General features: G+C 31.8%; 17 protein-coding genes and 1 riboswitch. Of the genes, 15 read left to right on the top strand and 2 right to left on the bottom strand.

Annotated features, from left to right (window positions below; all coding sequences use genetic code 11):
• Positions 1 to 4: 4 nt before the first annotated feature.
• The 10 genes from CLCY_RS12085 (at position 5) to CLCY_RS12040 (ending at position 11,633) form a co-directional block, all read left to right on the top strand.
• Entirely contained in the window at positions 5 to 1,591 is a 1,587-nt protein-coding gene (locus tag CLCY_RS12085) for a methyl-accepting chemotaxis protein (RefSeq protein ID WP_048571401.1), read from the top strand.
• Positions 1,584 to 3,251, top strand: a complete 1,668-nt coding sequence (locus CLCY_RS12080; RefSeq protein WP_048571400.1) for a methyl-accepting chemotaxis protein — start codon at positions 1,584 to 1,586, stop codon at positions 3,249 to 3,251. Before CLCY_RS12085 ends, CLCY_RS12080 begins: the two co-directional genes overlap by 8 nt.
• A 4-nt stretch (positions 3,252 to 3,255) precedes the next feature.
• Positions 3,256 to 4,068 carry a CheR family methyltransferase gene (locus tag CLCY_RS12075; RefSeq protein WP_048571627.1) on the top strand — a complete coding sequence of 271 codons (813 nt, stop codon included), beginning with the start codon at positions 3,256 to 3,258 and terminating at the stop codon, positions 4,066 to 4,068.
• Between the two features lie 5 nt (positions 4,069 to 4,073).
• On the top strand, positions 4,074 to 5,129 hold the full coding sequence (locus CLCY_RS12070) for a protein-glutamate methylesterase/protein-glutamine glutaminase (protein ID WP_048571399.1): 1,056 nt from the start codon (positions 4,074 to 4,076) through the stop codon (positions 5,127 to 5,129).
• Entirely contained in the window at positions 5,119 to 7,083 is a 1,965-nt protein-coding gene (locus tag CLCY_RS12065) for a chemotaxis protein CheA (RefSeq protein WP_048571398.1), read from the top strand. The genes CLCY_RS12070 and CLCY_RS12065 overlap by 11 nt, the downstream gene beginning before the upstream one ends.
• Positions 7,084 to 7,155: 72 nt before the next feature.
• Positions 7,156 to 7,271: riboswitch (FMN riboswitch) on the top strand.
• A 241-nt stretch (positions 7,272 to 7,512) separates the two neighbouring features.
• Positions 7,513 to 8,598, top strand: coding sequence for a bifunctional diaminohydroxyphosphoribosylaminopyrimidine deaminase/5-amino-6-(5-phosphoribosylamino)uracil reductase RibD (ribD, locus tag CLCY_RS12060; protein WP_048571397.1), 1,086 nt, complete (start codon positions 7,513 to 7,515; stop codon positions 8,596 to 8,598).
• Between the two features lie 15 nt (positions 8,599 to 8,613).
• On the top strand, positions 8,614 to 9,270 hold the full coding sequence (locus CLCY_RS12055; RefSeq protein WP_048571396.1) for a riboflavin synthase: 657 nt from the start codon (positions 8,614 to 8,616) through the stop codon (positions 9,268 to 9,270).
• 17 nt (positions 9,271 to 9,287) lie between these two features.
• The gene (locus tag CLCY_RS12050; RefSeq protein WP_048571395.1) at positions 9,288 to 10,487 is read left to right on the top strand and encodes a bifunctional 3,4-dihydroxy-2-butanone-4-phosphate synthase/GTP cyclohydrolase II; all 1,200 of its coding nucleotides are present in this window, start codon (positions 9,288 to 9,290) and stop codon (positions 10,485 to 10,487) included.
• A gap of 29 nt (positions 10,488 to 10,516) precedes the next feature.
• The gene (gene ribH / locus CLCY_RS12045; protein ID WP_048571394.1) at positions 10,517 to 10,978 is read left to right on the top strand and encodes a 6,7-dimethyl-8-ribityllumazine synthase; all 462 of its coding nucleotides are present in this window, start codon (positions 10,517 to 10,519) and stop codon (positions 10,976 to 10,978) included.
• 4 nt (positions 10,979 to 10,982) lie between these two features.
• A complete protein-coding gene (locus CLCY_RS12040) occupies positions 10,983 to 11,633 on the top strand; it encodes an HAD family hydrolase (protein WP_048571393.1) in 651 nt (216 codons plus the stop codon).
• A 38-nt stretch (positions 11,634 to 11,671) separates the two neighbouring features.
• Here CLCY_RS12040 and CLCY_RS12035 read toward each other — a convergent pair whose 3' ends face one another.
• Positions 11,672 to 13,663 (bottom strand): thioredoxin domain-containing protein, encoded by a 1,992-nt coding sequence (locus CLCY_RS12035; RefSeq protein WP_242844978.1) that lies wholly within the window; start codon positions 13,661 to 13,663, stop codon positions 11,672 to 11,674.
• Positions 13,664 to 13,858: 195 nt separating this feature from the next.
• Here CLCY_RS12035 and msrB point away from each other — a divergent pair, with 195 nt between their 5' ends.
• The 3 genes from msrB to CLCY_RS12020 all read left to right on the top strand — a co-directional run bounded on the left by msrB (position 13,859) and on the right by CLCY_RS12020 (position 17,111).
• The gene (msrB, locus tag CLCY_RS12030) at positions 13,859 to 14,821 is read left to right on the top strand and encodes a peptide-methionine (R)-S-oxide reductase MsrB (RefSeq protein ID WP_048571391.1); all 963 of its coding nucleotides are present in this window, start codon (positions 13,859 to 13,861) and stop codon (positions 14,819 to 14,821) included.
• Between the two features lie 97 nt (positions 14,822 to 14,918).
• Positions 14,919 to 15,758, top strand: a complete 840-nt coding sequence (locus CLCY_RS12025; RefSeq protein WP_048571390.1) for a CvfB family protein — start codon at positions 14,919 to 14,921, stop codon at positions 15,756 to 15,758.
• Between the two features lie 54 nt (positions 15,759 to 15,812).
• A complete protein-coding gene (locus tag CLCY_RS12020; protein ID WP_082141815.1) occupies positions 15,813 to 17,111 on the top strand; it encodes a DEAD/DEAH box helicase in 1,299 nt (432 codons plus the stop codon).
• 88 nt (positions 17,112 to 17,199) lie between these two features.
• On the opposite strand, the gene CLCY_RS12015 is transcribed toward CLCY_RS12020, so the two are convergent.
• On the bottom strand, positions 17,200 to 18,750 hold the full coding sequence (locus CLCY_RS12015; RefSeq protein WP_048571389.1) for a methyl-accepting chemotaxis protein: 1,551 nt from the start codon (positions 18,748 to 18,750) through the stop codon (positions 17,200 to 17,202).
• A gap of 267 nt (positions 18,751 to 19,017) precedes the next feature.
• Between CLCY_RS12015 and CLCY_RS12010 the strand changes: the two genes are divergently transcribed.
• The gene (locus CLCY_RS12010) at positions 19,018 to 19,572 is read left to right on the top strand and encodes a hemerythrin domain-containing protein (RefSeq protein WP_048571388.1); all 555 of its coding nucleotides are present in this window, start codon (positions 19,018 to 19,020) and stop codon (positions 19,570 to 19,572) included.
• Positions 19,573 to 19,636: 64 nt separating this feature from the next.
• Entirely contained in the window at positions 19,637 to 21,289 is a 1,653-nt protein-coding gene (hcp, locus tag CLCY_RS12005) for a hydroxylamine reductase (protein WP_048571387.1), read from the top strand.
• Positions 21,290 to 21,405: the final 116 nt, after the last annotated feature.

Raw genomic sequence — 21,405 nt, 5'->3', positions numbered from 1 at the left:
AGGGATGTTTAAATTAAAGAATCTAAAAATAGGTATAAAATTAACAATTGGTTTTGCACTTGTGGCTCTTATAGTAGGTAGTGTTGGAATCATAGGAAGCTACAACATATCTAAAATGGCGAGGCTTGACAAGGAGCTTTATGATTATGTATCTGTTCCTCTTTATGAAACAGGGATCATCTCTGAATCATCGGAGAGACAAGAATATTATTTAATTAGAATGAATTTGGCAACGGAAAAACAAGAACTTCAAGATTTATACAATAAATTAAAAGAGGAAATTGCAATTGAGGATAATGCTGCAAAAAACTATGGAAGTATGATTTTAGCTAAAGATGGAATAGAAATATTTAAAGCATATGAAACTGCAAGAAATAGTCACAGAGACTCTCTTTATAAGATAATAAACCTACTAGTTAATGATAAAAAAGCAGAAGCTAGTATTTTATTAAATCAAAGAGAAGGATATGTAAAACTTCATGATGAAAAGAAAGTATCAATAAATAAGTTAAAGGATTTTAAATTAAATGGAGGTAAGATTCGCTTAGACTCAAATCAATCTACTGCAACATGGCTTGTTTGGTATATGAATATTATCAGTGCTATTAGTGTAGTAGTTGCTATCTTACTTGGAATTTTACTTGGAAGAATGATTTCAAAACCATTACAAGTTCTTAGGGAATCAGCAAATAATCTTGCAAGCGGAAACCTAAATGTAGATATAGATATTGATACTAAAGACGAAGTAGGAATGCTTGCTAGAGCATTCATTAATATGAGGGATAATGTTAATAGAGTTTTAAGTGATATAAATAGTTCGTCAGAGCAGGTAGAGTCAGGTGCAAGACAGGTTTCAGATGTAGGTGCTTCACTATCACAGGGAGCAACAGAGCAAGCAAGTGCAATTGAACAGTTAACAGCGTCGATTACAGAAATTGACTTGCAAACTAAGCAAAATGAGTTAAATGCTAGGAAAGCTAAGGAAGTTACAGATAATGTAAGGAAAAACGCTATAGAAGGTACTGAACAAATGGAAAGTATGTTAAGTTCAATGGAACAAATAAATCTAGCTTCTGAAAATATATCTAAAATAATAAAGGTGATAGATGATATAGCATTTCAAACTAATATTCTAGCTCTAAATGCTGCTGTTGAAGCCGCAAGAGCAGGTCAACATGGTAAGGGATTTGCAGTAGTTGCAGAGGAAGTTAGAAATCTAGCTGTAAGAAGTGCAGATGCTGCTAAAGAAACAACAGATATGATAGAGGATTCTATGGCTAAAACTGAAGGTGGAATGGAGGTTGCAAAATCCACAGCATCAGCACTGAAAAACATTGCAGATGGTATTCAAGAGGCATCTGACATGGTTACAACCATAAATATAGCAACAGGAGAACAAGCAGTTGCAATTTCAGAAATAAATAAAGGGATTGAACAAGTTTCAGATGTAGTACAAAACAATTCAGCAGTTGCAGAGGAAAGTGCATCAGCAGGGGAAGAACTTTATAGTCAGGCGGTTATGCTGAGGCAAATGGTTGGAAAATTTAAATTGAAGCCTCAAAAAAATAGGGGGGAAGATAGTTATGAATAGGTTTAGTAACCTAAAAATTAAAAACAAGCTTATATTAACTTTTATTGTCGTAATAACTTTAGTAGGAAGTATAATACTAATCGCATATTCAGGTATTAATAAAATGAGTGAACTTGATAATCAGTTGTTTTATGAGAATGTTAAACCTATAGGTGATATATCAGAAGTCACTTTATCTTTTCAAAAGCAACGTGTTAATACAAGGCAAATGATTCTTTCTGAAACACAAGAGGAGAGACAGTCTCAGTATAATCAAATAATTCAAGAAAGAAAAAAGATTAAAGTAGCAATGGAGAGATATATAAATACTAATCCTACACAGGAGGAGAAAGATAACTATGAGGAGTATCTTAATGTAGATAAAGAATATTTAAGTATAACAGATAAAGTCCTTAAACTATGCTTAGAGGGAAAAATAGATGAGGTAAAACCTTATATGAGGGATGGTAGCATACTAGTTCAGCTTGCAAGTAAGGAACAAGCTATTTTAGAAAAGGCTATAGAAATGAGTATGAAAAACGCAAAGGAGAAGGCTAATAACAATACATTAGTTGGAAAAAGTACAGTTAAGAATATGCTAATTACTATGACGATCATAGATATTTTAGCAATAGCTATTGCAATTTTCCTAAGTAGAAAAATTACACAGCCTTTAAACGAGGTTGTTGAAGCTGCAAATAAGGTTGCAAAGGGAGACCTAAATGTAACTTTAGAAGCAAAGAGTAATGATGAAATAGGAATGCTATCTAAATCTATATCAACTATGATAGAAAACTTAAAAGTATTTGTTAAGGATAGCTATACAACGTCACAGCAAGTAGCAGAGGGTTCAAGACAAATTGCAGATTCTAGTACAGTTTTATCAGAGGGAGCAATTGAGCAAGCAAGTAGCATAGAGGAGCTTAATACTTCATTGACGGATATAGCAAAGCAAACAAAGCAAAATGCTAAAAGTGCAGGTTCTGCTAAGGAAATGTCTATAGTCGTAAAGGAAAGTGCGGTAAAAGGTAATGAATTAATGCATGATATGTTAGAGGCAATGCAGGAGATAAATAAGGCATCTGAGGATATTTCAAAAATAATTAAGGTTATAGATGATATAGCATTCCAAACTAATATATTAGCACTTAATGCAGCGGTTGAAGCTGCAAGGGCAGGTCAACATGGTAAGGGATTCGCTGTTGTTGCAGAGGAAGTTAGAAATCTAGCAGCTAGAAGTGCAGAGGCAGCTAAGGAAACAACACTTAAAATAGAGGACTCCATAAAGAAGGCTGAAAATGGAAAGAATATTGCAAATGAAACAGCTGAGGCGCTTGATAATATTGTTAAGGGTATAGAAAAGACAGCTTCTTCAGTAGAAGAAATAGCAAAGTCATCTACTGAAGAAGCGGTAGCAATTGATCAGATTAATAAGGGAATAGAGCAGCTATCCCAGGTAGTTCAAAGAAACTCAGCGGCAGCTCAGGAGGGGGCAGCGAGTAGTGAAGAGTTATATGCCCAGGCAGAAATATTAAAGGAAATGGTAGGTAAGTTAACTTTAGATGAGGTTAGTGAGAGTAGTGATGGAATAAAAACTTCGTCTATAGAAAAGAGTTCTGTAAATAAATCCCACGAAAAACCACAAATTATTTTAAGTGATAGGGACTATGGCAAATATTAATCATATGCTGACTATAAGTAATATGGAGTTTGAAAGACTCTGTCAGTATATTAAAAGGTATTATGGGATTAATTTATATAACAAACGTAACATTATAGAGGGAAGATTAAGTGGCTACATTTTAGAGAGGGGATACAAGGGATTTGGTGAGTATTTAGAAAAGGTTTTTAACGACCATACAGGTAAAGAAATAAGTTTTCTAGTAGAAAAACTTACAACAAATCACACTTATTTTATGAGAGAATGGGAGCACTTTGAATACTATAAAAATAAGGTTCTCCCTTATTTTTCAAATATATTAAAGGAGAGAGATTTAAGGGTATGGAGTGCAGGATGCTCTAGTGGAGAGGAACCATATACTTTAGCTATGATTAACAAGGACTATTTTAAAGGAAAAGGTGGAGCATGGGATACTAAAATACTTGCAACAGATATTTCAGATAAGGTTATAGCTCAAGGAGTAAAAGGTGTATATACAGAGGAGAACATTAAAGATCTAAAGCCTGAATGGAAAAGAGAATATCTTAATAATGTTGGGAATGGCAATTATGCAATTTCAGATGAAATTAAAAAAGAGGTTATTTTTAGAAGTTTTAATTTAATGGAACAAAACTTCCCATTTAAGAAAAAGTTTCACGTTATATTTTGTAGAAATGTGATGATATATTTTGATACCTCAACAAAAGTAAAACTTATAAACAAATTTTATGAGAGTACTGAGGTTGGAGGATATCTTTTTATAGGTCACTCAGAATCACTTGCTTATCACAATACTAATTATAAGTATATAATGCCAGCAGTATATAGAAAGGAGTAGGGTTAATGGGGCAATTTAAGAAGATAAAAATATTAATAGTGGAGGACTCTTTAGTTTTTCAGCAAGTTCTTAAAAGAGCACTTTCAAGTGACCCTACTTTAGAGGTTGTAGGATTTGCTAAGGACCCCTATGAGGCAAGGGATAAGATAATAGATCTGAAGCCAGACCTTTTAACTTTAGATATAGAAATGCCTAAAATGAATGGAATAGAATTTTTACAAAAATTAATTCCACAATACCCTATACCAGTAATTGTAGTAAGCTCGGCAAGTAAGAGGGTTTTCGATGTTTTACAAGCGGGTGCTATAGACTATGTTGCAAAACCATCATGGGATAGAAAAGGAGATATGGAGAGCTTCAAAAATGAGTTGATAAATCGTATAAAAATAGCGTCAACAGCTAAAATTGGAATATCAACGAAAAGAGATAACAAGGGCTATGTTAGTAGTTTAAGGGTTATGACAAATAATAGTAAAATAGTTATAGCTATTGGAGCATCTACTGGAGGAACAGATGCAATTCATGATATTATTACAAAGTTTCCGGTGGATATGCCAGGAATTGTAGTAGTTCAGCACATGCCACCTGTATTTACTAAAATGTATGCAGAAAGGTTAAATGGAATTAGTAATCTTGAGGTTAAGGAAGCTGTAAGTGGGGATGTAATAAGGCCTGGAAGGGTACTTATTGCTCCAGGTGATTTTCAGATGAAAGTAATTAGGGAAAGGGATAATTATTTAGTGAGTTGTTATAAAGGAGAAAAGGTAAGTGGACATTGCCCCTCTGTTGATGTTCTATTTGATTCTGTTGCTGATAAAGTAGGGGAAAATGCTATAGGAGTCATACTGACAGGAATGGGAAGTGATGGTGCTCGAGGACTGCGTAATATAAGAGATAAGGGCGGATTCACAATAGGCCAAGATGAAAAAAGCTCTGTAGTATATGGTATGCCAATGGTTGCCTTTAATATAGGTGCAGTTGAAAGAGAGCTTCCCCTAGAAAGAATACCACAAACAATTATAGAGTATTTAGCAAGGGGTGTGGGTAAAGATGTCAAATGAAATAAATGAGGGTAGAGACTCACTTTTGGAAATCTTTATTTTTGAAACTTGTCAGTTAGTTGAGCAGCTTGAAAATCTATTTGTTTCTGTAGAGGATAATAATGAATTGAGTACAGAGGATATAAATGAAACTTTTAGAATTATGCATACTATAAAGGGAAGTTCAGCGATGATGGGGCTTAATAACATTTCAAAGCTGGCAAATAAGGTAGAAGATATCTTTTATTTTATAAGAGAAAATAAATCTATTAAGGTTAATTATTCTAATATTTATGATACTTTGATAAAGTCTGTAGATTTTATTAAAGGTGAAATGGATAAGATTCAAGCAGGTGAAAATACAGATGGTGATGAAAATGACCTTGTAAAGGAATTAGAAAAATGTTTAGAATCAATAAAAAAAGGTGAAAGCTCTACAGAATCAATAGAAATAAAAGATGAGAAAATGTATATGGTAAAGGTGTTTTTTGAAGAGGATTGCCATATGGAGAATATGAGGGCATTTAATCTTCTTAAGAAATTAGAGGAAGTGTCTAGAATTATTAGTTATAAACCTAGTGACATTACTGAAAATAACGAAAGTAGTGAAGTTATTATAAAAAATGGTTTTCAAGTATACTTTGATACGCTTCTTAAAAGTGAAGAGATAGGTAAATTAGTAGAAGAAGTACTATTTGTTAAATCCTATGAAATAAAAGAAGAAAAGGATATGTTAGACAATTCTAAATCAAAGGGTACTTCAAAAAAAGAAAATATAACAATTAAACCTAATCAAAAAAACAGTTTGGTAACTGTAAGTGTCTCAAAGCTTGATAAACTAATGGATTTTGTAGGGGAAATAGTTATTGCAGAATCCATGGTTATAAAGAATCCAGAATTAAAAAACCTTCAATTAGATGGCTTTTTTAAGGCAGCAAGGCAGTTAAGTAAGCTAACAAATGAACTTCAAGATATAGTTATGTCTATTAGAATGATACCAGTTGCTTCAATCTTTCAAAAAATGCATAGGATTGTAAAGGATATGTGCAAAAAGCTTAATAAAGACGTTGAGTTAATTATTATAGGGGAAGATACAGAAGTAGATAAAAATATAATTGATAATTTATCTGATCCATTAATGCACCTTATCAGAAATGCTATGGACCATGGAATAGAAACTGTAGATGTGAGAGAAGCAAAAGGAAAACCCCCAAAGGGAAAACTTGTTTTAGAGGCTAAAAATACCGGGGGAGATGTTATTATAACTATATCTGATGATGGGAAGGGTCTAAATAAGGATATCATCTTGGAAAAAGCAATTAGTAAAGGTTTAATTAAAAAAATAGATGAAAAATTAAGTGATAAGGAAATTTTTCAACTTATATTTATGCCAGGACTTTCAACAAAGGAAAAGGTTACAGAGTATTCAGGTAGAGGGGTAGGGCTTGACGTTGTTAAGAAAAATATAGGACAAGTAGGAGGAAGTATTTCGCTAGATAGTATGCTAGGCAAGGGTACAACACTTACAATAAGAATTCCACTTACTCTTGCGATAGTAGGTGGAATGCAGGTGAAGGTTGGTAAAGGTATCTATACAATTCCAACAACAAGTGTAAGAGAATCTTTTAGAGTTGAAGCTAAGGATATTATTTTAGATGGTCAAGGTAATGAAATGCTTATGTTAAGAGGAAACTGTTATCCTGTTATAAGATTACATCAACATTTTAATGAGGTAACAAAGATACAAGACTTATGTGATGGTATAGTTGTTATGGTTGAAAGTGATGATAGGGTTGTTTGCCTATTCGCAGATAGATTAATAGGAGAACAACAGGTAGTTGTTAAGGCACTTCCACCATATCTTATAGAATATGATATAAGAAGTAGTGGAGTTGGTGGATGTACTATACTTGGAGATGGTAGCATTAGCCTTATAATAGATGTTATGACTCTTATAAATAAATATTTATCTTAAAATTTAAAAAGTTACTAGCTAATTATATTGACACACATAGGTATAAGAAATATAATATAGTTATAAAATTTAATAAATCTTCAGGGCAGGGTTAAATTCCCTACCGGCGGTAAAGCCCGCGAGCCTTAATGGCATGATTCGGTTAGATTCCGAAGCCGACAGTAGAGTCTGGATGAAAGAAGATGGATATTTATATATGGTAGTCTATATTTACCTATGTAACTTTGTATATTATGCTCTGAAATATTTTATATTTCAGAGTTTTTTAATTTTAGATTACTAATAAACCTATAGAATATAATTATTTTAAACATAAATTTATTATAGTTGTACTTCTATAATTTATATGAATTATTGCCCTGAGTTAGTTTAGCTCAGGGCTTTTTGTTTAATAATAAAAGCATTACTAATTAATTCTGAGAGGTGCTTATGAATAAAAAATATATGAAAATAGCTATAGATTTAGCTAAGAAAGGGAAAGGTAAAGTTAATCCTAATCCATTGGTTGGTGCAGTTATTGTAAAAAATGAAAAGATAATTGCTGAAGGATACCATATGGTATATGGTGAGGCTCACGCTGAAGTTAATGCATTTAATAATGCAACCTGCGATGTAGAGGGAGCTACGATGTATGTTACTTTAGAGCCTTGTTCCCACTTTGGTAAGACTCCACCTTGCGCAGATAAAATTATAGAAAAAAAGATTAAAAGAGTTGTAATAGGCTCTCTTGATCCAAATCCTCTTGTAGCTGGAAATGGGATTAAAAAGCTTAAAGAAGCAGGAATAGAGGTCGAAGCAGGTGTTTTAGAGAGTGAATGTAATGAATTAAATGAAGTTTTTATGAAGTATATAGTTTCTAAAAAGCCTTTCGTGGTTATGAAATGCGCAATGTCACTTGATGGTAAGATAGCTACTTCATATGGAGAGTCAAAGTGGATAACAGGAGAAGCCTCAAGAGGAGATGTACACGAGACTCGAAATGAACTATCTGGAATAATGGTTGGAGTAAATACGGTTATAAAAGATAATCCTGAATTAACATGTAGAATTGAAAATGGTAGAAATCCAGTAAGAATAATTGTAGATAGCACCCTTAGAATTCCACTTGAATCAAAGGTTGTTACTGAAGTGTATAAAGCAAAAACAATTATTGCTACAACTAAGAAAGCCAGTGAAGATAAGATAAAGATCTTAGAAGATAAGGGAGTAACTATTTTAATAGTTAATTTGAAAAACGATAAAGTGGACCTAAACGATTTAATGATAAAACTTGGAGAACTAAAAATAGATAGCATTCTTTTAGAAGGTGGTGCAACGCTGAATTTCTCAGCTCTTGATGAAGGAATAGTAGATAAGGTACAAATGTACATTGCACCTAAGATAATAGGTGGGGAAATGTCAAAGACCCCAGTAGGTGGAAATGGCATAGAAGCTTTAAAGGATGCATATAAACTTCGAAATTTAACTACAAGAGTTTTAGGGGATGATATCTTAATTGAAGGTTATATAGAATAGGAGGCCGACCTAAAGGTGTTTACAGGAATAGTAGAAGAAATTGGATATATAGATGGAATTAAAAAGGGAGAAAAGTCATCTAAACTTTTAATTAGAGGTAGTAAGGTTTTAGAAAAAACAAACATAGGGGATAGTATTTGTACTAATGGAGTTTGTTTAACTGTAACAAATATAATGGGAAATAAGTTTGAAGCAGATGTTATGGCCGAAAGCCTAAGAAGAAGTAATTTAGGAGACTTGAAAATTGGCAGCAGAGTTAATTTAGAAAGAGCACTTAGTGCTGATGGTAGGTTTGGAGGACATATTGTTAGCGGACATATTGATGGTTGTGGAGAAATTAAATCCTTTTTAATTGAGGATAATGCAACCTGGGTAACGATTAAAGCATCAGAAAATATCTTAAGGTATATAGTAGAAAAAGGTTCTATTACTATAGATGGAGTAAGTTTAACAGTTGCATATGTTGACAGTGAAGTTTTTAAGGTGGCTATAATTCCTCATACCGGGGAAGAAACTATACTGCTTTCTAAAAAAACAGGAGAAACAGTAAATCTTGAATGTGATGTAGTTGGTAAATACGTAGAAAAACTTTTAGGATTAGGTTCAAAGGCTAATGAAAGTAAAAAAAGTGCTATTAATGAGAATTTCCTTAAAGAAAATGGATTCTTTTAATAGAAGGAGGAGCTTATATGTACAAATTTAACACTATAGAAGAAGCAATAAATGATATAAAAGAAGGAAAAATTATTATTGTAGTTGATGACCCTGATAGAGAAAATGAAGGGGATTTATTAATGGCTGCTGAAAAAGTTACTCCAGAAGCTATTAACTTCATGGCAAAGTTCGGTAGGGGACTTATATGTATGCCAGTAGAAGAAGAAAGGGTTAATGAGCTAAATATACAAAGAATGGTTGAACATAACACTGATAATCATGAAACAGCTTTTACTGTATCAATTGACCATATTGATACTACAACTGGTATATCAGCTTATGAGAGATCACTAACAATACAAAAAGTATTAGAAAGTGATGCTAAGGGAAAAGATTTTAGAAGGCCAGGACATATTTTTCCACTTGTAGCTAAAGTAGGAGGAGTGTTAAAAAGAGTTGGGCATACTGAAGCTGCGGTAGACCTAGCAAAGCTTGCAGGATTAAAAGGAGCAGGGGTTATATGTGAAATTATGAGCGAAGACGGTACTATGTCTAGAACCCCAGAATTAATGGAATTTGCAAAACTTCATGATTTAAAAATAATAACTATAGCAGATCTAGTTGCATATAGAAGACAAGTAGAAAACCTTGTAGAAAAGGTAGTAGAAATTAACATGCCAACTAAGTATGGTGATTTTAAAATGTATGGCTATGTTAACAAGTTAAATGGAGAGCATCACGTTGCATTAGTTAAAGGTGATATTTCTGGAGATGAAGCAATACTTACTAGGGTACACTCAGAATGTTTAACTGGAGATGCACTAGGTTCTAAAAGATGTGATTGTGGTGAACAGTATGATGCAGCTATGAAGAAAATATCAAGTGAAGGTCGTGGAATACTATTATATATGAGACAAGAAGGTAGAGGAATTGGCCTTATAAATAAACTTAAGGCATATGCACTTCAAGACCAGGGATTTGATACTGTTGAAGCTAATCTTAAATTAGGCTTTCCAGCTGATATGAGGGATTACGGAATAGGAGCACAAATTCTAAAGGATTTAGGAGCTAAAAAACTTAAGCTAATGACTAATAATCCGAGAAAAATTACTGGACTTGAGGGTTATGATATAGAAATAGTAGAAAGAGTACCTATTCAAATGAATCATAATGAAGTTAATGAATTTTACTTAAAAACAAAGCAAGAAAAATTAAATCACATGCTTTCTTATTAAAATAATTTAAAGATTTAGGAGGAATAAAAATGAGAATTATTGAAGGGAATTTAGTAGCAGAAGGGTTAAAAATCGGAATAGTAGCAGCGAGATTTAATGAATTTATAGTTTCAAAATTAATAAGTGGTGCACTAGACGGGCTTAAAAGACATGGTGTTAGTGAAGATAATGTAGAGCTTGCATGGACACCAGGAGCTTTCGAAATTCCTTTACTAGCTAAGAAAATGGCTAAGAGTGGTAAGTATGATGCAGTAATATGTTTAGGAGCAGTTATTAAGGGATCGACTCCACATTTTGACTATGTTTGTGCAGAGGTATCAAAGGGGGTTGCATCAGTATCTTTAGAAAGCGAAAAGCCTGTAATTTTTGGTGTAATAACAACAGATACAATAGAACAGGCTATAGAAAGAGCTGGAACTAAGGCAGGAAATAAAGGTTTTGATGCTGCAGTAGCTGCAATTGAAATGGCTAATTTACTAAATAAATTTTAATAAAATGAGTAGTTCTAAAAATATAATATTTGATTATGATGGCACCCTTCACAATAGCATAAAAATATATTCACCAGCATTTAGAGAGGCTTATAAATACTTGGTTAAAAAAGGATATGCTAAACATAGGGAATGGAAAGATGATGAGATAAGTATATGGCTAGGTTATAGTAGTAAAGATATGTGGAATAATTTTATGCCAGAGTTACCTCAAGGAGAAAAGGAAAAGTGTAGCAGTATAATTGGTTCCTATATGATTGAATGTATGGCCAATAGTTTAGCTGAACTTTATGATGGTAGTATTGAGATTCTTGAATATCTAAAGCAGAAGGGTTATAATTTAATATTTTTAAGTAACTGTAAGATAAAGTATATGGATGAACATAGACGTATCTTTAAGCTTGATAAGTATTTTAATGATTTTTATTGTACAGAAGAGTTTGATTTTAAGCCAAAATATGAAATATTTAATAGAATTAAAGAAAAGTATCTAGGAGATTTTATAGTAGTTGGTGATAGAGATGTAGATATAGAACTTGCCAAAACCCATGGTTTATATTCAATTGGATGTACATATGGATTTGGAAGTTTAGAGGAACTAAAATCTGCAGATGTTAAGATTGATAGTATCCTAGAAATAAAAGATATATTATAATAAAGACCGCCTAGTTAAGTTCTAGGTGGTCTTTATAGTTAATTTTTATTTTTGGATAAAAGTGAATTTAATTTATCTATAGAAGTGATAGGAGGAGAACATGAAAAGTCCTTGCATACATATGCAGTGGCTAATCCACTAACCTTTTTATATTTTTCATTTTTAGAATCAGTAATAACTCTAATATTAATAAAGGGATGATACTGATCTCTTAAAGTATTAATCATATCACTTAGTTCTTCTATAGAGTCACCAACTAAAGTAACATCAGTGCTTCCACTTTGAAGACAAAGAATATTCATGGAGCTAAATGTATGTCCTATTGGGATAGATTCAATAGTAGACATAAAAGCCTCAAGGGTTTTTTTAGCTAAATCTTCGAGTTCCATATTATGCGTAAGCCTTGAAAGTCTTAGAATATTATGAACAGCAACAGAGTTTGCAGAAGGCGTTGCACCATCATAAATTTCCTTTGGACGCATAATAAGTGACTCGGAGTCCTTATCATAAAGATAAAAACCATAACCTTCCTTATCAAAAAAGCTTTCTATAAAAATTTCATTTAAAGATAAAGCCTTGTCTAAATAGAACTCATTAAATGTAGAAGTATATAACTCTATAAGCCCCCAAATAAAATATGCATAATCCTCTGCATAGCCAAGATATTTTGCTTCACCATCACAGTAGCGGGCAATAAGCTTATTATTTTTAGTTTGCATGTTTTTGAGTATAAACTCCACAGCAGAAGCAGCATAGGAAATATATTCTTCATTTTTCATTACTCTACCAGCAATAGCTAAAGCTGCAATCGCCAGACCATTTTGAGATGTTAGAATCTTTTCATCTCTTGCAGGACGTGTACGCTGTTCTCTATAATTAAAAAGGGCTTTTCTACACTCTTCAACAAACTCTTTTCTATCTTCAGGTACTTCGCTTTTTATTAGGTTAAGAATATTCTTACCTTCAAAGTTACCACGGTCTGTAATATTATAATATTTACAAAACTCAACAGCTTTATCTCCTAAAACTGAAATAACCTCATCCTTTTTAAATACATAAAATTTTCCTTCAACACCCTCTGAATCAGCATCCTCTGCAGAAAAGAATACATCATCGCTACTATATAAGTCTCGAGTTAGATATTGGATTATTTTATCAGCAGTCTCCGCATATTTCTCGTCCTTTGTTATGTCATAGCATTCAGAATATGCCATGCATAAAAGGGCATTATCATATAACATTTTTTCAAAGTGAGGAACAAGCCACATATCATCTGTTGAGTATCTTGAAAAACCATATCCAATATGATCAAACATACCACCTGCTTGCATAGCATCGAGTGTTTTGATACACATATCTATAGCATGTTTCTCCTTATATATATTAGAATACTTTAATAGAAAGAATAGATTATGTGGAGAAGGGAATTTTGGCGCGTGGGAGAAACCGCCATATATACTATCAAAGTTTCTAGAAAGTTGTTTGTATGTTATTTCAGGGATAGAGTTATTAATAGATTTTAATTCATTATTAGATTGATTTATTGAATTCGCAATGTCATTTGCCTGCTCCATTAGATCATCACGTTTATTTTCCCAATAATAAACAATGCTTTCAAGTAGAGTCATAAAGCCAGTCATACCTACAGTATCTTTCTTAGGATAATATGTGCCAGCATAAAAAGGTTTTTTATCCGTGTCCATAAAAATACTTAGGGGCCATCCACCTGAACCTGTAAATTCTTGACAGGCACTCATATATATACTATCAACATCAGGTCTCTCTTCTCTATCTACCTTTATAGATATAAAATGTTTATTAAGATAATCTGCAACTTCATTATCTTCAAATGATTCACGTTCCATAACATGACACCAGTGACATGTTGAATATCCAATACTTAGAAAAATTGGTTTATCTTCGCGTTTTGCCTTAGTAAAAGCCTCTTCATTCCAGGGATACCAATCAACAGGATTATTAGCATGCTGAAGAAGATAAGGAGACTTTTCATGTATAAGTTTGTTTGGCAAAAATATCTCCCCTTTCTATTTCTTAATTAATATTATATTTGCCAAATTAATTCGAATTATGCTAGAGGTGAAAATATGAATTTTTCATTTATATTTACAAATAATAATGTTAGTAGGAAAATAGAAAATTTTTTTAATTAACTATATTAAAAAAAGAATATATATAAAGTTTAAATAAGAGGTGATAATTATACTATGGAAAATACACATTTAGATATTTACTTTGCAGGAGGTTGTTTTTGGGGTGTAGAGAAGTACTTCGAAGAAGTTAAAGGTGTTGTAAAAACTGATGTAGGATATGCTAATGGAAAAAGTGAGAATCCTAGCTATGAGGATGTGTGCAGAAGAAATACTGGTCATGCAGAAGCAGTTCATGTAGTTTATGATTCTTCTATAATTAACCTTGAATTTTTATTAGACTTATATTTTGATGTAATTGACCCTTTCGCAGTAAATGCTCAAGGTAATGATATAGGAGTTCAGTATCGTACAGGAATTTACTATGTTAATTTAAATGATGAAGCTATTATTAAGAATTACATTGAAAACCTCCAAAAAAAATACAATGATAAAATTGCTGTTGAGGTAAAACCTCTTGAAAACTACTATATAGCAGAGGAATATCATCAAAAGTATCTTGATAAAAATCCAGGCGGTTATTGTCATATTGGAGAAAAGTTATTTGAAAAAGCAAAAAATGCAATTGTAGATAAATCAAAGTATTCACTGCCAAGCTATAATTATCTTAAAGAAAATTTATCATCTGAGCAGTTTAATGTTACCCAAAATAATGCAACTGAACCGCCGTTTAATAATGAGTATTTTAATAATTATGATAAGGGTATATATGTAGACATTACTACGGGAGAACCTTTGTTTTTATCAACTGATAAATTTGAATCAGGATGTGGATGGCCAAGTTTTTCAAAGCCAATTGATCCAAATGTTATAAATAATAAGGTTGATAAATCATTTGGAATGTTAAGAACAGAGGTAAGAAGTAGAGTTGGAGATGCACATTTAGGACACGTATTTGACGACGGTATTAAAGAACTTGGAGGAAAAAGATACTGTATAAATAGTGCATCACTTAAGTTTATTCCAAAGGATGAAATGAAGGCTGAGGGGTATGAGTATTTACTTACCTACGTAAAGTAAAGAATATAAAAGATTTTAATTTATAACGTTAATATGTATAATGGGTAGATGGGACAAAATTAAATTGAAAATAATACTTAGAGAAGAAGGTATATAGATGATAGAATTAGGAAAGATTCAAAAACTGCGTGTAATTAGAGAGGTATCCTTTGGGGTTTACCTAAACTTTGAAGAAGATTCAAACGGAGAAGATATTTTACTTCCTATAAAGCAAGTACCTGAAAATATAGAAATAGGCGATGAAATAGAGGTATTTGTATATAGGGATTCAGAAGATAGAATTATAGCAACTACGAAAAAACCTAAAATAACTATGGACAATTTAGCAGTACTTGAGGTAGTTGACAATACAAGTATAGGTGCATTTTTAGACTGGGGTCTTGAAAAAGATTTGTTTTTACCATTTAAACAACAATTGAAAAAAGTTGTAAAGGGAAATTCATATTTAGTTGGACTTTACATAGATAAAGCCAATAGATTATGTGCGACTATGAAGGTTTATGATATGTTAAGCTCTGAATCACCATACACGGAAAATGATATGGTTCAAGGTACTATATACAAAATAAACAATGAAATAGGGGCATTTGTAGCTGTTGATGATAAATATCATGGTTTAATTCTAAACAAAGAGTTCTATGGTGATTATAAAGAAGGAGATAGTGTAGAAGTTAGAGTAAAAAAGGTTAGAAATGACGGGAAGCTTGAACTTAGCTTAAGAAAACAGGCATATAAGGAAATAGAAAGTGATTCTAAAAGAATAATGGATGCTCTTGAAGAGAATAAAGGAGAGATTATGCTTAATGATAAAAGTGATCCAGAGGATATAAAGAATAAACTTAGTATGAGTAAAGGTGCCTTTAAAAGAGCTGTTGGAAGGCTTTTAAAAGAAGGTGCAATTGAAATAACAGATAAAAGTATTCGAAGAACTTGGTAGTTAAAAGTGATATAATAGAAGAATTAAGGGTTACCTATATATTAAGGAGACAATATGAAATTTAATGACTTAAACATTAGTCCAAAAATATTAAAGGCTTTAGCTGATGAAAATTACACAATGCCAACGCCGATACAAGAACAGTCTATACCACCAGTTTTAGAAGGCCGAGACCTTCTAGGGTGTGCTCAAACAGGGACAGGAAAAACAGCAGCATTTGCTATTCCAATTTTACAGCTGTTAAGTGAGCAAAAGAGTGAAAAAAATATACCAAGAAAAATTCAATCTTTAATTTTAACACCAACAAGGGAACTAGCTATTCAGATTTTTGAAAATCTTCAGGCTTATGGGAAGTATACTAATTTACAATCAGGTGTTATATTTGGAGGTGTTCCACAAAGAAAGCAAGAAATAGTACTAAAGAGAGGTATTGATATTCTTGTAGCTACTCCAGGTAGGCTAAATGATTTAATAAATCAGAAACTAGTTGATCTTAAGCACGTAAAGATATTTGTATTAGATGAAGCAGATCGTATGCTTGATATGGGATTTATTCATGATGTGAAAAAGATTGTTTCTAAAATACCAAGTAAGAAACAAACACTTTTTTTCTCAGCAACAATGCCAAAGGAAATTACAAAGATGGTTAACTCTATCTTAGTTAATCCGGTAAAGGTAGAAATAACTCCAGTTTCATCTACTGTTGATACTATAAATCAATCTGTTTACTATGTAGATAAGGAAAACAAAAGAAAGTTATTACTTGATATTTTAGAAGATAAATCAATTAGTTCAGTATTAGTATTTACACGTACAAAGCATGGTGCAGACCGTGTTGTACGTGAACTTGAAAGATCAAAGATTGCTGCTCAAGCAATCCACGGAAATAAGTCTCAAAATGCCCGTCAACGTGCATTAAATAGTTTTAAAAGTGGAGAAACTAGGGTTCTAGTAGCAACTGATATTGCTGCAAGAGGGATTGACATTAGTGAGTTATCCCATGTTATTAACTTTGATCTACCTGACGTTCCTGAAACCTATGTTCATAGAATTGGGCGTACTGGTAGAGCAGGACATAGTGGAATTGCAATTTCATTTTGTGATATTGAGGAAAAAAAGAACTTAAAAGATATTGAAAAATTAATAGGCAAAGAAGTTCCTGAAGTAAAAGATCACCAATATCCAATGCTTATTACAAAGATAATTGAAATTCCTAAAGTTCATAGAGACCAAAGGGTAAAAGTTAAAAGTACAACACGACGTAAAAAGGAATCTGATGCTAAAAAGTCTCAAAGTGAAAGAAGATTCTCAGATAAATCTACAAGAAAAAAACCTTATTCACGTAAAGGGTAAGCTAAAGTTTTAAGGTATAAATTATAAAAAGGTTCCTAGTTTAAATAAATTAGGAACCTTTTTAGTATATAATTTTTTATTTAAGATATTAGCCTAGTATTAAGTCACCGATTAATATTCCAACTATGGCCCCCTTTTGGTCTCTCACTGGAACAGTTAATGCTATACAGTAATTATAAGTATCATCTGATATATATGGCTGGGACTGGTATTCTCTACCGCTAATACTTTCTTTAAAGTATTGTCTGTGTGCAAAGTTTACGTATACTTGATTTTCTGTATAATCAAGGGTAATTGCCTTTCTAAGGCCATCTTTTTGCATAATAGCAAATAGGTCAAATTCAGGGTGATTTTTTATACTTTCATTTAGGGTTTTTGTACATTTATGATAATCCATAAGTGATAAAATTGGATTTTTAGCAAGTTCTCTAAGTGTTCTTATGCCGTTTTCAATATAGCTTTTAGTATCACTTGTGATTTCATAATTTTTAGCAAATGAAGCTACAGATTCTCTTAAACCTTTATTCATTTCAGTTAAATTTTTAATAGAAGAAAGTGTACTTTTCATAGCATCAACTTGAAGTTTTGATTCTATTTTTAATTGTTTACTTTCATTAACTGTATGTTCAGAAAGTAAGCAGGTTTCCTTAATTAGATTCTCAATCTTATTTATTTTGTAATCCTGTGAAGATATAATCTCATTAATATTCTTAACCGATTCTAAAGTATTTTCACTTTGATCAGATATATTACTAAGACTATCTTTTATAACATTTGAGAATTCAATATTTTTATTTATAATTTCTACTTCAGAATTCATCCAATTTGATATATCCAAGATCTCATTCTTTATTTCATTTATTATATTTTGTATTTCTAATGCTTGCTCAGATGATATATTTGCAAGTTTTCTAATTTCATTTGCTACAACAGTAAAGCCATTTCCACCTTCTCTTGATCTTGCAGCTTCAATGGAAGCATTTAGTGAAAGAAGGTTTGTGTTTTTGCTTATATCGCTTACTGCATCAGCTATTTCCTGTATTTTATATGCTCTTTCATTAAGAGAGGTTATCTTATCAGCTAATCTTAAATTAGAATCTGAGGATTCTGTAAGCTTTGAAGTTAGCTGACTATAAAATTCATTTCCATTTTGAACTAGATTCATCATAGAACTTGAAAGTGACTTTATTTCCTGAGCATTATTTAGAACATTTTCATGATCAATTGCAATTTCTTTAATCAGGGACTCTACAACCGAGGTATCCTCAAGTTGTTCAGAGGTTTTAGCAGCAACAACATCTACAACACGACTATTTTCTGTGGAAGAGATTTTAACCTTTATAGCATCTTCCTCAAGATTCTTACAGTAATCAATTAGCTTATCAGTCATGTTAGTAGATTCATTTATAAGCTCTCTTATCTTCAAAATTAATAGATTTATATTTTTAGATAGCCCCTTGAAAATACTCTTATCTGATACATGAATCTTTTGGGTTAAATCCCCTTGAGACATTTTTAATATTTTATTGCTTATGCTTTTAAGGTCCTTAGAAATAATTGAGAAAATTATTATTGGTACAAATATAAGGATTAACAGTAGTAAGATGAAAATAACAAGCACAAAAGAATTAATATACATATAAACCCCCCTTTTTAAAATTAATATATAGCAATTTTGAATCTCGTTTGTTTGTAATTTTATGGTATGGAAAAATTATACTTTAGTAAATTTTCTAAGTCAATACATTTTGGGTATTAAATACATAGAAATACTAGGATATGTAATATAGGTAGCTGAACTTTCTAAAGTTTTTGAAAATTTAGCTGATAATTTTAATATAAGAATAATTAAATAAAAATTACAAAGATTATATACTAAATAATATATTTTTAAGGAGATGAAATTATGAATGGAATTGAAATAATGGTTGAAGAGCATAAGTATATTTCTAGAATGCTTAAGGTGGTTAGAAGTGCCTGTTACAAAATTTTAAATGGTAGTAGTGTAGACTATGAAGATTTTACAAAAGTTATAGAATTTATTAGAAATTATGCTGATAATCATCACCATGGAAAAGAAGAAAAGTTTCTTTTTAATCGTATGGTAGATGAGATAGGTGAAGTTGCAGATAAGCTTATTAATTTCGGTATGCTTATTGAACATGATCTTGGAAGACTTTATATAAAGAATCTTGAAGAAGCACTTAAGAGGGTTAAAAATGGAGATGATGAAAGTAGATTAGATGTAATAGCAAATGCTATAGGTTATACTCAATTATTAACTGGTCATATAGAAAAAGAAGATAATACCATATATACATTTGCAAATAGACAGCTTTCTGAAAAAACTTTAGAAATAATTAATAGAGAATGTAGTGATTATGAAAAAAGCACTAGTGAAAAAAATATCCAGAATAAATATATAGCTATTTTAGAAGATTTGGAAAAGAAATATATTTAGTTAGGAATATTTTCTAGAATACTTACCAATAATATTAAGAAATATTCATTTGCGGAGGTACATAATGGAAAATAGTATGTTTTGTTATCAATGTGAACAGACATTAGGTGGAAAAGGTTGTACGAAAAGTGGAGTTTGTGGAAAGACACCTGAAATTGCTAACTTACAGGATTTATTGATTTATCAGCTAAAGGGTATTTCAAGTTATGCAAGAGCCATGATTGAAGAAGGAAAGTTAATTGATAAGTCTATAGTAGCTTTTGTTGAAAATAGTTTGTTTACTACACTGACAAATGTAAATTTTGACGCTGAAGTACATGTTAATTTACTACAGGAGTCACAAAGAATAAAGGAAACAATAAGAAATCAAGCTCCAAGAGGACAATATTCAAGAGAAGCAGAATACAATTTGCCAAGTACAAAGGAAGAGATGCTTAAAGATGCTGTAATAGCAGGTATTATGTATGATCAAGATCTTGATGCAGATGTACGTTCACTAAGATCTACTATTTTATATGGATTAAAGGGTATAAGTGCTTACTCTCACCAAGCAAGATATCTTGGATATCATAGTGATCAAGTAGATCAATTCTTCTTTTTAGGACTTGAGGCAACAGTAAATGATGAACTGTCTGTTGAGGAATTAATACGTATGGCTATGAGAACAGGTGAGGCTAATATTGAAGCAATTAGAATACTAGATGAAGCTAATACTACTGAATTTAAAAACCCTGCACCTCATAAGGTTAACACTCATAGAAAGAAGGGTCCTTTTATTATAGTATCTGGTCACGATTTAAAGGATTTGGTTATGTTACTAGAACAGACAAAGGATAAGGGAATTAATATTTATACTCATGGTGAAATGTTACCAGCACATGGATATCCAGAGCTAAATAAATATGAACATTTAGTAGGTAATTATGGAGGTGCTTGGCAAGATCAACAAAAACAATTTGATGGAATACCAGGATGTATTTTAATGACTACTAACTGTTTAATGAGACCTAGAGAAGGTTATAAAGATAGAATATTTAACACTAGTGTTGTAGGCTGGGAAGGCGTTAATTATGTAAGAAGACTAGAAGATGGAACTAAGGACTTTAGTGAAATCATAGAAAAAGCTCTACAGCTTGGTGGATTTGAAGAGGATGAAGAACCACATGAAATAACTGTTGGATTTGGGCATCATGCAACATTATCACATGCAGAGGAAATTGTTAAGGCTGTTAAGGACGGAAAGATAAGACATTTCTTCCTAGTAGGTGGATGCGATGGCGCAAGACCAGGTAGAAATTATTATACTGAATTTACTAAGTTAGTTCCTGATGATTGTGTAATACTTACACTAGCATGTGGAAAGTATAGATTTAATAAGTTAGACTTTGGAACAGTAGCAGGACTTCCAAGACTACTTGATGTAGGACAATGCAACGATGCATATTCTGCAATCAGAATAGCAACTGCACTTGCAGATGCATTTGAGACAGATGTTAACTCATTGCCATTAACTATTAATCTTTCTTGGTATGAGCAAAAAGCTGTTGCAGACCTTTTAGCACTATTGTCACTTGGAATAAAGGGTATGTATCTTGGACCAAGTCTACCTGCATTTATATCTCCAAATGTACTACAATATTTAGTGGATACCTTTGATATAAAACCTATAAGTACACCACAGGAAGATTTAAGTAGTAGTTTAAGACAACTATATTAAACATAAAATAGTCTGTGTTTCCTATGAAAGAAGATATAGTTAATATCTATTTTCATAGGATTTCACAGACTATTTTTATTTGAATTAATTAAAATATAAGTTTTTTATTTGAAAAC

The sequence above is a fragment of the Clostridium cylindrosporum DSM 605 genome (assembly GCF_001047375.1).
In the GTDB taxonomy this organism is placed as follows: domain Bacteria; phylum Bacillota; class Clostridia; order Clostridiales; family Caloramatoraceae; genus Clostridium_AB; species Clostridium_AB cylindrosporum.
Note: the sequence above shows the minus strand (reverse complement) of the source record. Positions and strands in the feature narration are given on the sequence as shown.

What these genes read in the sequence shown, in the direction of transcription:
- CLCY_RS12085 (WP_048571401.1), top strand. Translation starts at nt 5, where the DNA reads ATGTTTAAATTAAAGAATCTAAAAATAGGTATAAAATTAACAATTGGT.
- CLCY_RS12080 (WP_048571400.1), top strand. Translation starts at nt 1,584, where the DNA reads ATGAATAGGTTTAGTAACCTAAAAATTAAAAACAAGCTTATATTAACT.
- CLCY_RS12075 (WP_048571627.1), top strand. Translation starts at nt 3,256, where the DNA reads ATGCTGACTATAAGTAATATGGAGTTTGAAAGACTCTGTCAGTATATT.
- CLCY_RS12070 (WP_048571399.1), top strand. Translation starts at nt 4,074, where the DNA reads ATGGGGCAATTTAAGAAGATAAAAATATTAATAGTGGAGGACTCTTTA.
- CLCY_RS12065 (WP_048571398.1), top strand. Translation starts at nt 5,119, where the DNA reads ATGTCAAATGAAATAAATGAGGGTAGAGACTCACTTTTGGAAATCTTT.
- ribD (WP_048571397.1), top strand. Translation starts at nt 7,513, where the DNA reads ATGAATAAAAAATATATGAAAATAGCTATAGATTTAGCTAAGAAAGGG.
- CLCY_RS12050 (WP_048571395.1), top strand. Translation starts at nt 9,288, where the DNA reads ATGTACAAATTTAACACTATAGAAGAAGCAATAAATGATATAAAAGAA.
- ribH (WP_048571394.1), top strand. Translation starts at nt 10,517, where the DNA reads ATGAGAATTATTGAAGGGAATTTAGTAGCAGAAGGGTTAAAAATCGGA.
- CLCY_RS12040 (WP_048571393.1), top strand. Translation starts at nt 10,983, where the DNA reads ATGAGTAGTTCTAAAAATATAATATTTGATTATGATGGCACCCTTCAC.
- msrB (WP_048571391.1), top strand. Translation starts at nt 13,859, where the DNA reads ATGGAAAATACACATTTAGATATTTACTTTGCAGGAGGTTGTTTTTGG.
- CLCY_RS12025 (WP_048571390.1), top strand. Translation starts at nt 14,919, where the DNA reads ATGATAGAATTAGGAAAGATTCAAAAACTGCGTGTAATTAGAGAGGTA.
- CLCY_RS12020 (WP_082141815.1), top strand. Translation starts at nt 15,813, where the DNA reads ATGAAATTTAATGACTTAAACATTAGTCCAAAAATATTAAAGGCTTTA.
- CLCY_RS12015 (WP_048571389.1), bottom strand. Translation starts at nt 18,750, where the DNA reads ATGTATATTAATTCTTTTGTGCTTGTTATTTTCATCTTACTACTGTTA.
- CLCY_RS12010 (WP_048571388.1), top strand. Translation starts at nt 19,018, where the DNA reads ATGAATGGAATTGAAATAATGGTTGAAGAGCATAAGTATATTTCTAGA.
- hcp (WP_048571387.1), top strand. Translation starts at nt 19,637, where the DNA reads ATGGAAAATAGTATGTTTTGTTATCAATGTGAACAGACATTAGGTGGA.